14 protein-coding genes are annotated in these 18,533 nt (G+C 28.6%); 2 read left to right on the top strand and 12 right to left on the bottom strand.

The genetic code is table 11. The annotated features are described in order from the left end of the window. Positions 1-1,727, top strand: a 1,727-nt coding sequence (locus AVBRAN12642_RS02985) for a SulP family inorganic anion transporter (RefSeq protein ID WP_336607924.1), incomplete at its 5' end; no start/stop codon positions are given. A gap of 113 nt (positions 1,728-1,840) precedes the next feature. Here the strand turns inward: AVBRAN12642_RS02985 and flhB are convergent. From flhB to AVBRAN12642_RS03045, 12 genes are all read right to left on the bottom strand, one after another. Continuing rightward, positions 1,841-2,896 (bottom strand): flagellar biosynthesis protein FlhB, encoded by a 1,056-nt coding sequence (gene flhB, locus AVBRAN12642_RS02990; RefSeq protein ID WP_336607117.1) that lies wholly within the window; start codon positions 2,894-2,896, stop codon positions 1,841-1,843. Continuing rightward, a complete protein-coding gene (nadC, locus tag AVBRAN12642_RS02995; protein ID WP_239803008.1) occupies positions 2,896-3,726 on the bottom strand; it encodes a carboxylating nicotinate-nucleotide diphosphorylase in 831 nt (276 codons plus the stop codon). Before nadC ends, flhB begins: the two co-directional genes overlap by 1 nt. Continuing rightward, a complete protein-coding gene (gene dapE, locus AVBRAN12642_RS03000) occupies positions 3,716-4,840 on the bottom strand; it encodes a succinyl-diaminopimelate desuccinylase (RefSeq protein WP_336607925.1) in 1,125 nt (374 codons plus the stop codon). The genes nadC and dapE overlap by 11 nt, the downstream gene beginning before the upstream one ends. After that, entirely contained in the window at positions 4,833-6,635 is a 1,803-nt protein-coding gene (locus tag AVBRAN12642_RS03005; RefSeq protein WP_336607926.1) for an EAL domain-containing protein, read from the bottom strand. The genes dapE and AVBRAN12642_RS03005 overlap by 8 nt, the downstream gene beginning before the upstream one ends. Before the next feature lie 8 nt (positions 6,636-6,643). Continuing rightward, positions 6,644-8,830, bottom strand: a complete 2,187-nt coding sequence (locus AVBRAN12642_RS03010) for an endonuclease MutS2 (protein WP_239803005.1) — start codon at positions 8,828-8,830, stop codon at positions 6,644-6,646. After that, the gene (locus AVBRAN12642_RS03015) at positions 8,814-9,749 is read right to left on the bottom strand and encodes a tRNA dihydrouridine synthase (protein ID WP_214117402.1); all 936 of its coding nucleotides are present in this window, start codon (positions 9,747-9,749) and stop codon (positions 8,814-8,816) included. Before AVBRAN12642_RS03015 ends, AVBRAN12642_RS03010 begins: the two co-directional genes overlap by 17 nt. Beyond that, positions 9,727-10,737, bottom strand: coding sequence for a hypothetical protein (locus AVBRAN12642_RS03020; protein ID WP_336607927.1), 1,011 nt, complete (start codon positions 10,735-10,737; stop codon positions 9,727-9,729). Before AVBRAN12642_RS03020 ends, AVBRAN12642_RS03015 begins: the two co-directional genes overlap by 23 nt. Positions 10,738-10,746: 9 nt before the next feature. Next, positions 10,747-11,199, bottom strand: a complete 453-nt coding sequence (locus tag AVBRAN12642_RS03025) for a 23S rRNA (pseudouridine(1915)-N(3))-methyltransferase RlmH (RefSeq protein WP_214117400.1) — start codon at positions 11,197-11,199, stop codon at positions 10,747-10,749. After that, the gene (gene accD / locus AVBRAN12642_RS03030; RefSeq protein WP_214117399.1) at positions 11,196-12,029 is read right to left on the bottom strand and encodes an acetyl-CoA carboxylase, carboxyltransferase subunit beta; all 834 of its coding nucleotides are present in this window, start codon (positions 12,027-12,029) and stop codon (positions 11,196-11,198) included. Before accD ends, AVBRAN12642_RS03025 begins: the two co-directional genes overlap by 4 nt. Positions 12,030-12,038: 9 nt before the next feature. Continuing rightward, positions 12,039-14,306, bottom strand: coding sequence for an outer membrane protein assembly factor BamA (gene bamA, locus AVBRAN12642_RS03035; protein WP_336607113.1), 2,268 nt, complete (start codon positions 14,304-14,306; stop codon positions 12,039-12,041). A gap of 96 nt (positions 14,307-14,402) precedes the next feature. Beyond that, entirely contained in the window at positions 14,403-15,764 is a 1,362-nt protein-coding gene (gene gdhA / locus AVBRAN12642_RS03040) for an NADP-specific glutamate dehydrogenase (RefSeq protein ID WP_214117397.1), read from the bottom strand. Between the two features lie 147 nt (positions 15,765-15,911). Beyond that, positions 15,912-17,291: a TrkA C-terminal domain-containing protein gene (locus AVBRAN12642_RS03045; protein WP_214117396.1), complete on the bottom strand. Its 1,380-nt coding sequence runs from the start codon at positions 17,289-17,291 to the stop codon at positions 15,912-15,914. A gap of 30 nt (positions 17,292-17,321) precedes the next feature. Between AVBRAN12642_RS03045 and AVBRAN12642_RS03050 the strand changes: the two genes are divergently transcribed. Beyond that, entirely contained in the window at positions 17,322-18,521 is a 1,200-nt protein-coding gene (locus AVBRAN12642_RS03050) for a tRNA guanosine(34) transglycosylase Tgt (protein ID WP_336607112.1), read from the top strand. Positions 18,522-18,533 lie beyond the last annotated feature (12 nt).

Here is an 18,533-nt window from a genome sequence, read left to right on the forward strand (position 1 = left end):
TAGTATTTATACATAGTATTAATAGAATAATTAGAAATTACGATTTAGTATTAAAAGCTAGTTTTAAAACAATCATTGATATGATTAACAAAATATACCTAAGGAATGTTTTGATGAAAAGCTATTTTCAAGATTTAAGACTAGAATTTACCGAATATAACAAGATGAAATTATTACAAGATTTAATGGCTGGTGCTACGGTTGCTGCTGTTGCTCTGCCTTTAGCGCTTGCATTTGGTGTTAGTAGTGGGGCAAGTGCAGCTTCAGGACTCATTACTGCTATTTTAGCTGGGTTTGTAATATCGTTATTTGGTGGAGCTTATTATCAAATATCAGGTCCAACCGGTGCAATGGCTGCTATTTTAATTGCCATAACTACTCAATATGGACTAACAGGTGTTTTTGTGGCTACTTTGATGGCTGGATTATTATTAATTTTTGCAGGATTATTTCATTTTGGTAGAGTGATTGCATTTATTCCTATGCCTGTAATTACAGGTTTTACTTCAGGAATTGCTGTTATTATTGCCTTAGGTCAAATTGATAATTTATTAGGTGTTAAAGCTAGTGGAATTACAACTTTAGAAAAAACAATAAATTATTTTAAAATGGATTTAGATATTAATTATATTTCAGTTTTTATATGTATTTTCGTAGTAGTTTTTATGTTAGCTTATCCTAAAAAATACCAAAAATACGCTCCTGCTTCATTAATTGCATTGATAGTCGCTACATTAATAAGTATAATTTTTTCATTAGATATTCAAAGAATAGGGGTAATTCCTACTAACATAATCTTAGATGATAGGTTTGCTTTTAGTGATTTTGATATTTTGCACTTAAAAGAATTGATAACTCCTGCAATAAGTATTGCTTTATTGGGTATGATAGAGAGCTTGTTATGTGGTGCAAGTGGTGGTAGAATGGTTGGTGTTAGACTTAAATGCGATAGAGAATTAATAGCTCAAGGCTTAGGCAATATTTTAGTTCCTTTTTGCGGTGGAGTTCCTGCGACTGCTGCTATTGCTAGAACTAGCGTGGCTATTAAGTCTGGTGCTGTTACTAGGCTTACTGGTATATTTCATTCTATAATTTTATTAGTATCTATGCTTGTTTTAGCACCGATTATGAGTTTAATTCCACTTAGTGCGTTAGCTGGAATTTTATTTGTAACTGCATTTAGAATGAATGAGTGGCATACTATTAAATATTTTTTTAAAAATAGATTTAAAGGTGCTTTAGTTCAGTTTTTTGCAACTATGTTAGCAACTATTATTTTTGATTTAACAATTGCAATTTTAATAGGCGTGATTTTATCTTTAATGCTTTTAATGGTTCAGATTTCAAACTTAAAAATTAAATTTGATTATTTTGATAGTGAGAAATTTACTGATTTAAATTCTCCTTTACCACAACATATAAAACAAGCTGAAGTAATTTATATAATGGGAGCTATTATATTTTCTAATACGGATAAAATTTTAGAATTAACTAGCAGAATAAATTATAAAACAGCGATTATATTTTCTATGCGCGGGACAACTTATATGGATATTTCAGGAGCAAGTGCCTTTCTTGAAGTAATAGAAGCCATTAAAAAGCGAAAAATTCCCGTATTTATTGCAGGTGTTTCACCTGATATTAAAGAAATTATGAAAAGAAGTGGTATTGTTGAAGCTATTGGAGTAGATAATTTTTATTGGAGCGTTGAAATGACTATTAAATAGCTATTAAAACTATTTAAAAGTATTTTTCAAAATTATATTTGGCGATATTGTTTTTTGATTTTATGAAGATTTTTGGTGCTTATATTTTGTATTGTGCTTAAAAAGAATTTAAATTATCTTCTACCCATTCTAGCAATTACGCCTAAGACTTCAGCCGTTGCCTTATATAATTCTACAGGGATTTCATCTCCTACTTCACAAATCTTATAAAGTGATCTTGCTAATTCTCTTTGCTCATATATTGGAATATCGTGTTTTTGTGCTATTTCACGGATTTTAAAGGCGATATTATCAACTCCTTTTGCTAATACCACAGGGGCTTTATGCTTTGTCTTATCATAAGCAATTGCGATTGAGTAATGAGTTGGGTTGGTAATTACCACATCAGCATTAGGGACATCTTGCATCATACGATTTCTTGCTGCTTGCATTTGAATTTGCCTGATTTTTGCCTTTACTTGCGGATCTCCTTCCATTTGTTTGTATTCATCTTTAATCTCTTGCTTACTCATTCTAAGCCCTTTAAAATACTGAAAACGAACTATAAAAATATCAAGTATTCCAAATACTAAAAATGAGCATATAACAGCTGCAAAAAGGATTATGATTTTATCTCTTAACCACTCCATTTGCTTAATGAGTGGCAAAATTGCTAAATGGCTAAGTCCTGGCAAAAAGCTATATATAAAATACCCAACAATGCCAAAAATAACGCTAACTTTTAGAATGATTTTTACTAATTCTATTAGCTTTTTCATTGAAATTATATTTTTAATGCCCTTGATTGGATTGATTTTGCCAAAATTAGGCATTATGGGTTTGAGTGTGAAATTAAAGCCTATTTGCATAACATTTGCAATAATTCCAGCAATAGCAATTGCAATAGCAAGTGGTAAGATCATTAAAGCAAGTTCAAGTAGAGTTTTGATACCTATTTTATAAAGCAATTTATTATCAATTTCACTACCTATTAAACTCTGATAATAAATGTATAAAGCCGTAATTCTTTCGTGCAAAAAATAAACCCAAAATAAAGCAAAGCCAAAACCAACGCAAAGAGTTATAAGTGCTGCTACGTCTTGACTTTTAGCGACATTTCCTTCTTTTCTGGCATCTTCTATCTTTTTATCTGTGGGTTCTTCTGTCTTTTCTGCATCATCAGCCATAATTACTCACCAAGTCTTATAGAAAAATCAACCCAAGTAGCCTTATAAATATTTGAGCCTGAACTTACTACATCAACTCCGCTTTTAGCATATTCAACTATGGTGTTTTCGTTAATATCCCCACTAGCTTCTAAGATAACTTTAATGCCCAAACTATCTCTTAATTTTACTATATTAGCACACTCACTAGGGCTCATATTATCAAGTAAAATTGCATTTACATTAGCTTCTAAAGCAGCCTTTACTTGTTCAATTGTATCGCACTCAATTTCAATTGGAGTGTAATATGGGATTTTGCTTTTTAGCTCTTTTATAAAAGATTTTAAATCCTTTACTCCAAGCAAATGAGTATCTTTTAGCATAATACAATCATCTAAACCTAAACGATGATTTTGCCCACCACCACAACGAATTGCGTATTTTTCAAACACTCTTAATCCAGGTCTTGTCTTTCTAGTATCAAGCAAAGCTACATTATAATCTTTTATTAAAGCTTTCATTGAAGCAACTTTTGTAGCAATCCCTGATGCGTGTTGAATAAAATTAAGTATGGTTCGCTCACTCATTAATAAAGTAGTTTTTAAGGTTTTAAATTTTGCTAAAATATCGCCTTTTTTAAAGCTCTGTCCATCCTTTATAAATAATTCATATTCAATATTTTGCATTTTACAAATCTCTTTAAAATAAGGTTCTCCAGCAAAAACTCCATCACTTTTAGCCTTAAGATTTGCTTTTATTATTTCATTATTTTCAAGTTGTGAGAATAAATCTCCCCTACCTAAATCATCATTTAATTCTTTTTTAATAAGTTCAATTTCACTATTAATTAACATTATTTGCCTCCATTAAGTTTAAAAACTCTAAAAATGTATTACTTAAAGCTACAACTTCACTAAAAGGCACGCTTTCATTTGCTGCATGGATTTTATCATTTACTACGCCTAATTCACAGACTAAAACGCCGTATTTTGCGAATAATCTTGCATCGCTAGTGCCGCCTTTTGCGTTTAAGCTAGTATTGAAAATACCTTGATTTTCTAAGGCTTTTTTAAGAGTTTTTACAAGTATTGAATTAGCGTCTGTATAAAATGGCTCTGAACTTTGTTTGATTTCTAATTCATAATCTAAATTCTTTAAATTTTCTCTTAAAAAATCTTCTAAATCTTGCTTGCTTGTAAGTGGAGAATTTCTAACATTTAGCATAATTTTAAACTCACTAGGAGTTACATTTGATGCACCAATTCCTGCACTTAAATTAGTAATTACTATTTTACTTGGTTCAAAAAACTCATTGCCATTATCTAAATCAAATCCTGAAATTTTAGCTAAAAACGAAGCCCCTAAATGAACGGGATTTTTACATTTTGATGGATAGGCTGCATGACCTTGAGTTCCTAATATTTTTATGCTTGCGTGAATGCTACCCCTACGACCAACTTTTATGCTATCACCGAAGTTTTTTTCGCAAGTTGGCTCGGCAACTATGCACATATTAGGCAAATCATTTCTTTTGTCTAATTCTTCTAAAACCTTGATAACTCCATCTTTACCATCGCCTTCTTCATCGCTTGTTAAAACAATGCTGATTTTTCTTATATTTTTAATATTGTTTTTGCTAAATTCTTTAATTGCATATAAAAATGCTGCAACGCCACTTTTCATATCTTGAGTGCCACGCGCTATTATTAAATCATCTTTTATAGTTGGTAAAAATGGCTCACTTTCCCAGCCATTTCCACTAGGAACTACATCAATATGTCCGCAAAAACAAATATGCAAACCAACTTTGTTAAATTCTTTGCTTAAGATTTGATTTGTAGTATTATTTATAGCTAGGATTTCATTATCAAAATTAGATAAAAACTCACTTGTAATTTTATAACAATTCTTAGCATCAGGAGTAACACTAGCTTCTTTTAAAAGGTCTATAAATAATTTTTTAAGCATTTTTTTCCTTTAAATGATAAAAGTCTAAATCAATTTCTTCTTGTGTAAAAGTTGGACTTGGTTTTCCTAAATAAAATCCTTGAAATTCATCAACACCAATTTCAATACATTTTTTAAATATCTCCTCTGTGCTTACAAATTCTGCAACGGTTTTAATGCCTAGAGATTTTGAGAATAAAACTATAGTTTTGACTATTTTTTCGCTTTTTTCATCTTTTGTAATTTTTTCTATAATACTTCCATCTATTTTAATATAATCAGGCATTAATTCTAATAAATATGAAAAATTACTAAATCCACTACCAAAATCATCTATTGCTATTTTGCAGCCTAATTCTTTTATTCTTTTTAAAAAGTCTTTTATTTTTTCATTTTGTGAAATATTTTCATCTTCTAATACTTCAATAATTAAGCGATTAGCAACCCCTGTTCTTCTTAAAAGATTTATAAATTTATTATTTTTAGCACTATCAATCATATCTCTTCCGCCAAGATTTACACATAAAACAATGTCTTGATTTTCAACTAGAGTTTGAACAACTTTTTCTATCACAAAATTTTCAATAATTTCGTATTGTTTCATTTTAATTGAAACTGCTAAAAAAGCACCTGGAGTTATTACATCAGTTCCTTCAGGAGTTTTTTTGACAATTCTTACTAAAGATTCAAATTTAGTAATATTTTTATCTTTATCAAAAATAGGTTGGAAAAAAGGTAATATTTCATCTTTTGCTATTGCACTTTGAATTGATTTTGCTGTGCTTAGTTGATGGAAATATTCTTTTTCTTCATCTATAAATTTAGAATAACAAACGAAATTCTTATTATCTCTTTTTGCTCTTTTTAGTGCAATAAATGCTTTTTTAAGGGTGTTTTCATTTTCTAAACAAAGTCCCATTGTAAGCGTTAAAACTATGCTAGCTATTTGGTGATTATACTCTATTGTTAAATCTTTATTTTTAAGCTCTTGCATAAGCTCTGTTACTAATTCTTCATATCGTTGTTCATCTTCAATACTATCTTCTAAAAGTGCAAACAAATCCCCATCAAGCTTATAGACTTCTAAGTGGTTTTCATCAGCAAAATCGCTCATAATTAAGGCAATATGTTTTAATAAGTCATCAGCCGTATTAGCGTCAAAATAATCATTAATTTTTTTAAACTCATCAATATCAACTAATAATAATTTTGGATTTTTCATAAGAACGATTGATTTTTCTAAACTTCTTTTATTTTTTAGTTGAGTTAGCGGGTCTATACTTGCTTCAATTTCAAGTTTTTCTATTCTTTTAGTGTATGTGCTAATACTTCTTTGATATTGTGCTGAGATATGATTTTTTTGTTTATATAGAATATAGATTAAAATGAAAAAACAAATATTTAAAAGCACAGGTATGTAAAATTGGTAAAATCTAGAATTTGTAAGATAAAATTGGTTATTAAACCCATAATAAATTCCATTAATTAATTCGTAATATCTTATATTAAATTGATTTTTATCTACTTTTATAGCTTCGTAAAAATTATCATTTTTTGCTAGTTCTTTAATCTCTAATTCACTTAATTTTGGGCTATTATCATTTTTTAAGATAATTTTATTGTCTTGAATGATAAATTCGCTTAATATTTTAGAAGATTTAAATTCTTCTTTATTTATTAATGAATGAAAATAGCTTTCTGTAAATAATCTAACATAATTTCTAGAATCCATAAAAAGATAAAAATTAAGTAGAACAAAAACACCAATTAATAAATATAAAATATTTTTTATTTTTTTAAAATCCTTGTTTTCCATTTTTCAACCTACAATCTTATAATTTTAGCCCCAAATCCACCAGCGTTTGCAGGTGCATCACAAAAGCTTTTTATACTCCTATTAGTTTTTAAATATTCTTTCACAGCATAAGCTAAGCGACCTGTTCCAATGCCGTGATATACGATAATCTCATCAAATCCAATTATTAGTGCGTCTGAAATAAATTTATCTAATAATTCAATAGCTTCTTCGCTTCTTAATCCATGCAAATCTAATTTAGTGCTAGCATTACTTACACTTTTTTCATAAGTTACTTTGCTAGAATTTGATTTAGGAGTTTCGCCACTTCTTTTTAACATTGAAATATCAAGTTTTAATTGTAGCATATCAGTTTGCACGGTTGCTATATTTTTATTTAAAGCTATGATTTTGCCTTTAATTTTTTCGTATTTTACAAAATCTCCTATTTTAAATTCTTCTCTTTTAACGCTTTCTGGTTTTATTTGCTGCTTTAATACATTTGCTGCATTAATTTGTCTTTGTTTATCTTTTAAATCAGAAAAATCAAGAGTTTTTTTAGCCGCATTTATTGCTTTAAAATATTCATTTTCTAGTTCATTTTTGCGTTTTTTGTATTCTTCAATTAATTTATTTTCTTTATCTTTTAGGCTTTCTAAGAGATTGTTTAATTTATTTTCTTTTTTTTCGTTGTTTGCAATTAGCATCTTAAGTTTTGCATCAAGTTCTAGGTTTTTATTTAGCATTTCATTTATATTTTGCTCAGCTTCGCTAGAGCTTTTTCTAGCAAGTTCAACCAAACTAGCACTTATTCCATATCTTAAAGCTGTTTCGTATGCGTATGATTTGCCTACAATTCCCGCTAAAAACTCATATTTAGGACGCTCATTTTTAATATCATATAAAGCTGCTAATAATTCTACTTTATCTTCTTTAGCAAGTAACATTGCTAAGCGTTTGTGATGGGTTGTGATTATTAGTTTTCCGTGTTTTTTCAGCTCACAAATTAGGGTAAAAAATAATGAACTCGCTTCTTCAAAATCAGTTCCTAGCTCAATCTCATCAACCCCTAATAAGAAATTTTTCTTACCATTCATTTTAGCAAATGCTAACATTCTTCCTGCAAAAGTAGAAATATCATTTTTAGCCATTTGCGGGTCTTCAATAATGCTTATATATTCTTTAAAAGTACTTATGTGAGATTTGTTTGCATTAATTCTCATAGGAACTAGATATTTTGTCATAAAACTAGCAGCTAAAATGCTTTTAAGTAGCATTGATTTTCCACCCGCATTTACACCTGTTATTAATAAAACTTGCTCTTTAAACTCTACGCTAACAGGTTTTGGATTATTTAAAGCGGGGTGGCAAAACTCACTTAAGATAATTTTATCATCATTACTTGGAGTTATGAAGTTTAAATCCTTCTTTTTAGCAAAATTAACCCTTGCAATATAGCTATCTATTAAATCAAATTCTTTATTTATAAACTTTAAAAATAATAAATGCTTAGATAAAATTTCACTAAATTGTTTTGCGTATTCAAATCTTTTAGCATCGGCTTCATTTTCTAATCTTTTTATGCCTTGTTTGTAGTTTAAAATACTGCTAGGTTCTACATAAAATCCACCACCACTACTTCTTGCAACAATACTAGCATCAAGCACTTTAGCAAATCCGCCCCTAACTAATAAGCATTCAGTATTTGATATAAAATGTATTTGAGTATCTATTAAATAGCTTTCAAGTGATTTTGAGTTTAATAGGCTTCTTAGATTTTGATTTATGCTTTGGTTTAATTCTTTGATTTTGATTTTTATACTTTGTAAAAGCTCATCTTTTTCTTCATCAAATACATCATCTTTAAAATATTTTAATATATTTTCAATTTCATTAGGAATTATGATTTTTTCAAGGTATTTTTTAAAAGAATTTGAAAACGGAATTTGAAATAAGTATTTAAAATAATTTAAAATCTTTACAAATTCTTCTATCTCATCAAGGTGTAAAATGCCTTTTTTGCTAAGATGATTTAGTGCTTTGCTTAAATCTTTTACGCTTTTTAATTCTTTTAATTCATATTCGCATAATTCATTAATTCTTGCTAGGTGTAAATTAGTATCCCCTTCAATAAATAAAGGTTTATTTCTAGCAAATAAAGCAAATAATTCATCTAAATATTCAACTAAATCAAGGTTTTTAATAATTTGTAGCATCAAAAAACTCTTTTATCGTATTTAGCATAATTTTAGGTTCATTAATTTTATTTACTTCATTTCTAAATTCACTCGCATTTGCTAAGCCTTTTGAATATTCGTGCAAGTGTTTTCTAAACAACGAACAAGCATAATCTTTGTATAAATCACACATAAATTCAAAATGCGTAAGTATAATTTCGCTTTTATTAATTTCATTAAATTTACCCTTAATTTGAGAGAAAATCCAAGGATTTCCAACAGCATTTCTTCCTATCATAAGCCCATCAGCATTGGTTTGTTCTAATACCATTTGATGATTTTCATAAGATATATCGCCGTTTGCAATTATTTTGGTTTTTGCTAAAGATTTTGCTAGTTTTATAGCGTTATAATCTACCTTAGCACTATACATTCCTGCTCTAGTTCTTCCGTGAATACTTATAAAATCTAGTTCTAATTCGTTTAAAGCATTTATTATTTTTTCTATTTCGCACTCATTAAAACCAAGTCTTATTTTAACACTTGTTGTGCCTACTTTATTATTGGTTTTTATAATATCTAGGAGTGATTTTAGATTATCTAAGTCTTTAAGTAGTGCTGAACCTGCATTTTGCTTAATAACTTTATTTACAGGACAGCCACAATTAAAATCAATCCCGTGAATGTTTTCTTCTTTATTTATAATCTCAACTGCTTTTTTTATAATTTCTTTATTTGAGCCTGCAATTTGAGCTATGAAAGGTCTTTCGCTTTTATCTTTTTCTAACATAGTTAAAGATTTTTCACTCTCATAAACAAGAGCGTTTGAACTAATCATTTCGCTAATTGTTACATCACAATCAAATCTTTTAACAAGTCTTCTAAAGGCAAGATCGCTAAGACCTGCCATTGGTGCTAGAAATAAGGGCTTAGAATTAGCAAATAAGTTTATCAACATCGTAAGTTTTACCTTGTTCTTTTAAAAATACAATTAATTTAAAATCTTCTAAATCAGCTTCGCTACCATAAATTTCTTCTATTAATTCATCAAATAGCGTAAGTTTTGCAAGTATATATAAATACGCTCTAAATGCGTTATCTTTTTCATTTTTTAGTTTTAAAAAGATTGCTTTTAGGCTATTTGGCTCAATTTTTGCAAATAATTCTTTTGCAAAATCTAAATATTCTCCTTCTTCAAAATTATCATTAAAAATTAAAACTTCTAATTCAGCATTGCTAAGACTTAAATCATCATTAGCAAATCTATTTAAAAGGATTTTAATATCTTCTTTGCTTTTTTGAATTTTTAGTGTTTTAATATTTGCATAAATGCCGTTTAAAATTAGATTATTGTAAGCACTTAGACTGATTTCATCTTGAATTTCTTCTTGATTTTTTAGTAAGTTATAAGCGTAATTTAAATCATTTTTAGCTTTATTTGCTTCGTTTTTTAAATAAATTGTATTGTCTTTAGATAGTTTAAATGGTTTTAAATCACAGATTTCTCCATTTTCAACCATTGCTTTTATAGCTATTGCATTATTTAATTTATCAGCACTTGTTCCTGCTTGATTGTAATAAAGTGATTTTACTAATTCACTAGCGTCTTGAATTTCTTTTGTTTTAAACTTGTAAATATTTTTTCTATCTAGAACTAAATCTTCTAAAAACATTTCAAATTTTTTACCATCTTTAATAAGTCTTTTTGTTGAAAAATGAAAAGAAATAAATGAAAAATAAAAATAAAGTAATGCAAATATAACATATATAACAAGTGGCATACAAACCCAAGTAAAGCTATCAAATTCAAATGTTTTTTGAAAATTGAAAATTCCTAAATTAATTACTCTTGTAGAGTTAAATAAATCATTAAAAAATACAACAATAATAAGTCCAATTAACATTAAATATAAAATAGAATAAATTAAAAAATTTCTAATTTTCATAACAATCCTTTACTTATGATAAGGGTGATTTGAATTTATACAAAAACCCCTATAAATTTGTTCTAACAATACAATCCTTGCAATTTCGTGTGAAAATGTAAGTTTTGAAAAACTCAATACATAATCACATTCATTTAAAAACTCATCATTAAATCCAAAAGCTCCACCTACAAAAAAATTAATCTCATTTTTATCTTGCAATAACTTAGCAAACTCAATACTATCAATGCTCTTGCCCCTTTCACTTAAAGCTATGCTAAAAGTTTTTTTATAGGGCATATAAGCTTTTGCATATTCTATTCTAGCTTCATTTGAGCCCAAATCTTGTGCTTTTGCGATTTGTTTTGAAAATACATTATTTAGATTAAGTTTTGAAAATTGATTTATTAATTTTATAAATCTATTTTCAAATTCGCTTAATTTTTCTAATTTTTTTTGAATAAAATAAATATTTATATTCATTTAAAATATCGTAAAAAATCACTTAAAAATTCACGCTGATTAGCTCTTGGAACAATAGAATCAATAAGTCCATGCTCTAATAAAAACTCAGCACTTTGAAATCCTTCAGGTAAATCAGCTCCTATAGTTTGCTTAATAACTCTAGCACCAGCAAAGCCAATTTGTGCCATAGGTTCAGCAATTACAATATCTCCAAGCCAAGCAAAAGACGCTGATACTCCACCAAAAGTAGGGTTAGTTAAAATTGATATGTAAGGAAGTCTTTCTCTAGCAAGTAATTTTAATGCAGCTGATGTTTTAGCCATTTGCATAAGTGAATATGTGCTCTCTTGCATTCTAGCACCACCACTTGCGCTAATTATTATAAGTCCTTCTTTTTTTTGCATAGCGCGTTGAACTGCACGAACGATTTTTTCGCCTTCAACACTTCCTAGCGAACCACCCATAAAAGAAAAGTCAAACACACATAATTGAACGCCAATTCCACCGATTTTGCATTCTCCTGAAATTACCGCACTTGTTCTGCCTGTTTTTTCTTCGCTTTCGTTTAAGCGTTTTTTATAGCTTTTTGAATCTACGAATTTTAATGGGTCATTAGCTCTTAAAGTTTTATCATATTCAATAAAACTTCCTTCATCAACTAGCATTTCTATTCTTTCATTAGGGCTTATTTTCATATGTAAGCCACACTTAGGGCATACATTAAAGCAACTTGCAACTTCTTTATAATACATTAAAGCATGACAATTATCACATTTTACCCAGTGATTTGGTGCTTCATTTGGCTTTGATTGTGTTCTTCTAATTTTAAAAATATCTGCAAAACTCATTCTTATCTCCTAAAATTGACTTCCTATGCTAAATTCAAATGTATTTGTTTTATCCCCTGATTTTTTATCAATAGGTTTTGAGAATACAAACACTAATGGTCCCATTGGTGTGCTCCAATCAAGACTAATTCCTGCACTTTGTCTTTTAATCTCATTTAATTTTTTTTCACCTATCATACCATAATCATAAAAAATTGAACCACGAAGTTTTAATTTATTAATTAATGGGAAATTGATTTCTACACTAGAATTAAGTGAAATTGCTCCACCTTTATCGTAAGGATAAGCAATTACTCCGTTTCCTAATTTATCTACTTTAGTGTGAGTATTTGTATCATAATATCCAATACCCCTTGGAGTTATGCTATCACTTTCATATCCTCTAACACTTCTTAAACCACCAAGATATAACCTTGAGTTAATTGGTGTATCTTTATAATTAAATAATTTATTAAATGATGTTCTAAATCTAAAAATTAAATCGGTGTCAAAATCTTCTTTTAAACCTTTATAATATTTAAAATCAAAGGCAAATTTTTTATATTTTTGGTCTCCACCAAGCCCTGCATAAGTAAATGCTGCTCTACTATAAATACCACTTCTTGGTAAGTAAAAATCATCAGTATTATCAAAATATAAATATGGAGTTATAGCTGATTTTCTTGATTTGCCTAATTTTTCACCACTTGCAATCATTTCAATAGTTGCTTTTCTTAAATCACTTTGCTCGTAATTATAAATAGCTCCAATTCCCCAAAATCTAGCTAATTCTCTACCAATGCTAAGTTCTAAACCATTATTGTATTCTTCGTAAGTATCCCAATCTCTTTTGTAGCTATATATATCAAAGCCTGTTGAGTATTTAGAATCAAATATCCTAGGATTGTTTAAAAAGATTTTGCCAGTTACATCTTTATCTGATTTTTCTAAATTAATCCCACCATACATTCCGCTACCTAAGATATTCCTATCGCTAACAGATGCGTTAATTAAGAATCCATCAGATGTGCTATAACCAATACCACCAGTAATTGAGCCCGTTGATTTTTCTTTTACATCTACTAATAAATCAATATCTCCCGTAAAGCTTGGTTTTGGAGTGATATTTACTTCTTCAAAATAACCAGTCTTTCTAAGTGCTATAATGCTATCATTTAAATCTGTTTTGTTAAATTGCATTCCTTCGGTTAAGAATAATTCTCTTCTTACTACTTTATCTAAAGATTTATCATTGCCTTTAATTATTACTTTACCAATATTGTATTTATTTCCTAGATTAACTCTAAAATAAATTCTTACAACTCCATCAGCATCATTTTTAGCAATATCAGGATAAACCTCTGCTAAAGCATATCCTTTATCTTGGAATTTGGTTTTAATTAATTCTATATCAGAACGAATTTTTTCTGAATTAATATATTTTCCTTTTTTACTTCTTAAATCACTTAAGTTAAATTTCACTTCATTTTCTAGTGGGTTTTCTATTGTGATTTCTTCTATTTTATAGCGTTTGCCTTCGCTTATATAATAGGTTAATTCTGCTTTGTAAGTTTGCATATTAGCTTCTAAATAAGGATTTGATACATTAGCATCAAGATAGCCTTTTTTCATATATTCATCTTTAATTCTAGCAGGGTCGTTTGGTAGTTCGGTTGAGTATAATTTACCATCATTAAATCCCCAAAACCAACCCAATAGTTCTTTTTCTTTATTTGCTATTACAGGGTCAAAATCACTATAGTCTAATTTTTTAGCACCTATTAAATTAACTTTTTTAATTGTTATGATTTCGCCTCTATTTATGTTGAAATTTAATACAACAGCATTATTCTCAAGCTCTTGAGTATCAACTTCAACTACACTATCATAAAATCCACGAGATTGGTAGTATAGAATTATTTTTTCTTTTGCTTCTTCTATTTTTCTATCATTATAAGCTTCGCCTTTTTTAATACTTAAAAACGATTCTATTTGCTTTTTATCATTACTTGAAGTTCCTTTGATATTTACCTTTGCAATGAATTGTTTTTCTACAACATTAAATATTAGCTTTCCATTATTTTCATCAACATAAATATCATCAAAATATCCATAAGAAAAAAGGTTTTTAACCGCATCATTTATCTTATATATATTAACTTCATCATTAATTTTTAAATCCACAGCCTTTAAGGCTTGTTCTTTTGACAAGTGATATAAGCCTTTAAATTCAATATCACTTATTGTATTTGCATAAATCAAAGAACTAATAGCACTTACATATATAATTTTTTTCATATTTAACCTGATTTTTTGATTTTGAAGAAAGAATAATAATAAAAGAAAGTTAATATTAAGTTTGTAAAAAAAGCCCTAAAAATAGGGCTTTTCGGCTTAAATATAGCCTTGGTCTATCATAGCATCTGCAACTTTTTTAAAGCCTGCAATATTTGCTCCTGCTAATAAATTGTGTTCAAATCCAAATTCTTTAGCAGTATTTGCAGTTCTAGCGTAAATATCTTTCATAATCTTATGTAATTTTTCATCAACTTCGTTAAATGTCCAAGAAGTCATATTTGCATTTTGTTGCATTTCAAGCGCACTTGTAGCTACACCACCAGCATTTGCTGCTTTTGCTGGTGCATAATATATTTTGTTTTCTAAAATAAATTTTTGTGCATCAAGTGTGCAAGGCATATTAGCACCTTCAGCGATTAATTTACAGCCATTTTTATATAAGTTTTTTGCATCTATTAAGCTAAGTTCGTTTTGTGTTGCACAAGGGAAAGCATAATCACAAGGAATACTCCAAATTCCATTTGTTCCTTTTTCATAATTTACTTTAGATACAAAAACTGCACCTTTTTTGCGGTTAGCATAATCACTTACACGAAGTCTTAAGTTTTCTTTAATTTCTTTTAAAAGGTCTAAGTCAATTCCATCTTTATCATAAACATAGCCATCGCTATCGCTTACTGCAACAACTTTTGCTCCGTATTCATAAAGTTTTTCAATAGTATAAATAGCCACATTTCCACTACCTGAAACTACGCAAGTTTTTCCTTCAAAGCCTTCGCCTTTTTCTTTTAGCAATTCTTTTGAGAAATAAACCGTTCCATATCCTGTAGCTTCTTTTCTAACTAATGAACCACCCCAGCTAATTTTTTTACCTGTTAAAGTTCCATCAAATTTAGAAGTAATTTTTTTATAAGCTCCAAACATATATCCAAGCTCTCTAGCACCAACGCCAATATCTCCAGCAGGAACATCGGTTGAATAGCCTATGTGTTTGCTAAGTTCGCTCATAAATGCTTGGCAAAATCTCATTATTTCAGCATCGCTTTTGCCTTTAGGGTCAAAATTAGCCCCACCTTTACCGCCACCTATATAAAGTCCTGTTAAAGAGTTTTTAAAGATTTGCTCAAATGCTAAGAATTTTAAAATGTCAAGATTTACCGTAGGGTGAAATCTTAAACCACCTTTATAAGGTCCAAGAGCACTAGAAAATTGAACTCTGTAGCCAAAATGTGTTTGAGCTTTACCGCTATCATCAATATATACAACTCTAAAAATAATTGTTCTTTCTGGCATTACTAGTCTTTGTAATACTGCGTGTTGTTCGTATTGCTTGTTGCTTTCTAGTAATGGTGTAACTGATTTTAAAACTTCAGTTGCACATTGTAAGAATATAGGTTGTCTAGATGAATAAGTTTTGATTAATTCAAGTGTTTCATTTACATAAGATTTTGCACTCATTTTTTCTCCTTTAAAAAAATAAAAAAATATTATACAAAAAAAATTAAATTTATGATAAAAATTTTTGAAGAAAAATATATGAAAAAAATTAATAAAAATTTGTGATTAATTTTTAGGAATTTAAAATGATTTAAATTCCTAGAAGTTTTAAACTATTGGTATGAATAATTGATAATTATCATCTAGTATTTCGTAAAGTTTTGAAAAATCATTAGATAAATATTTTAAAGTATTCGTTTTGATTATATGCTTTTCAAATCCTAAACAATGTATTATGTATGGATTAAATTTTAGCTCTAATAATGGGTTTTTGCTTTTGTATTCTACTAATTCTAAATTCTTATTAAAAAATTGTGATTGCATATTTATATGCTCTATTAAATCATCACTTACAGGATTTGCATTATCAAAATACATCATTTTTGCATTTAAATTAAGTATTAAAGAAATATCTAATAAAGTAGATGTTAAATTCTCCACTCTAAGAGAGCCTGAACCTATGCAAGCTATAGTATTTAGCTTTGCAAAATCTATTGTTCCTATTTTTAAAACAGGCATAGAACTATCATAAAAAGTTGCTATATTTTTTTTAAAAATTTCTTTACTTGTAATAAATAGTCCAGAATACATATTACAAAACTCTAAAACTACATTATTTACCGATATATCTTCATATTTAATATGGACTATTATTGTCTTTCTTTTTAATTTCTTTAATTTTTCTAGGTCTTTATTTATTGTAGGATTTACTACATAAAAAATTAGTCTTGAACTATTAGATTTAGCGTGTAATAAAAGTGCTGTATTGATTAAATTGTCTATATTTTCATCAATTTTCATATCAATTACAACGCAAATGCTATCTCCATAAGGGCTAGGAAATTGTCCTACCTGACCTTTAATCCTTGAAAACATTAGATTTAAAATATTTGGATCACCTACTAAAACTAGCTCATCATTTGCTAGAATTTGAGTGTCAGGTTTTGGTAAAATTATTTCATTATCTCTATAAATTAATGCAATTTTATAAAATTCTTGCGCAATTGCATTTATATGTTTGTTTGCATAAATTGAGCCAACAGGAACAAATACTTGCATAATCTCGCCAATTCCAAGCCCAATATCTCTTGCTATCATTGGCATATTTGGCAAAATATCTATCAAATGATTTGTAGTCATTTCTTCTTGATTAATAAGAGTGCAAAAGCTATCATTTTCGTATTCTTTATTGTTTGATAACACTACAATTCTTACTCTTTTATCAATAAATCTTATAGCATCATAAGCAAGCCTTGTATCTAAATCATTATCAAATAATAAATATACAAGTTCAAGATTATTATTTACATAATTTTTAAGTCTTGCAGCATTTGTAGGGTCAATTTTAATATGAGTAAAACTATGCTTAAAATTAATATCATCTTGGCAAACGATTATATATTCTTTTGTGCTATCCTTAAACTTTGCAAGTTCTTTTAAGAAGTGATTTGCAACACAAACCTTAGCTAAAACTAATATTTTTTTCATAACAACTCCATTTTATAAAGGAAAATTATAATGAAATTTGATTTATATTCAACAGATAATAATGCTAGGCTTGGTAAAGTAAGCACAGCTCACGGGGAATTTAATACTCCTTGTTTTATGCCAGTAGGAACTCAAGGCTGCGTAAAAGCCCTAGATGCAACTGATATGCAAAGTCTAGGAGCAAAAATAATTCTAGCAAATACTTATCATACTTATTTAAGACCAGGTGCTGATTTGATAGCTAGACACGGCGGGCTACATAATTTTACTAAATTTAATGGAAGCTTTCTAACTGATAGTGGTGGATTTCAAGCCTTTTCACTAAGTAAAAATACAAAACATAGTGATGATGGAATTACCTTTAAAAGCCACATTGATGGGAGCTTACATCATTTTACACCTGCAAGTGTTTTAAAAACGGAGTATTTATTAAATAGTGATATTTGTATGGTTTTAGATGATTTATGTGCTTTACCTGCTAGTGAAGAAAGGATTAAAGCAAGTCTTAAACGCACTATTTATTGGGCTAAACTCTCGCTTGAGATGAAAAAAGAATTTCAAAATACAGATGAAATTACCTTGCTTCAAAAATATTCAAAAGAGCTTTATAAAAGCGAGTTTAAAAAGCTTTATACAAATGAATTAAAAAGAGAGCAAAATATCTTTGCTATCGTTCAAGGTGGGACTAATCATACGCTAAGAAGTGAGTGTTTAAAAGGTATTTTAGATGCTGAAAATGAATATTATTTTGATGGACTTGCAATTGGTGGGCTAAGCGTTGGAGAGCCAAATGAATTAATGTATGAAACGGTAGAAAAACTAGCCCCACAAATGCCACAAAATCGCCCAAGATATTTAATGGGAGTTGGAACTCCGCTTGATTTGGTAGAAAATGTCGCTCGTGGGGTTGATATGTTTGATTGCGTTATGCCTACTAGAAATGCTAGAAATGGCACATTATTTACAAGTTTTGGTAAAATAAATATAAAGGCTAGTTTTATGAAAGATGATAATGAGCCAATTGATAAAAACTGCTCTTGTTATACTTGCAGAAACTACAGCCGTTCTTATGTTCATCATTTGTTTAAAGCTGGAGAGATTACATTTTTTCGCTTAGCAAGTCTTCATAATTTGCATTATTATTTAAATTTAATGAGTGAGATTAGAGAAAATATAGCTAATAAAACTTTTGCTAATTTTTATAAGAATTTTAAAGAGATTTATAAATAATATTAGTTTAAA

It is taken from the genome of Campylobacter sp. RM12642, from assembly GCF_020137635.1.
Lineage (GTDB): Bacteria > Campylobacterota > Campylobacteria > Campylobacterales > Campylobacteraceae > Campylobacter_E.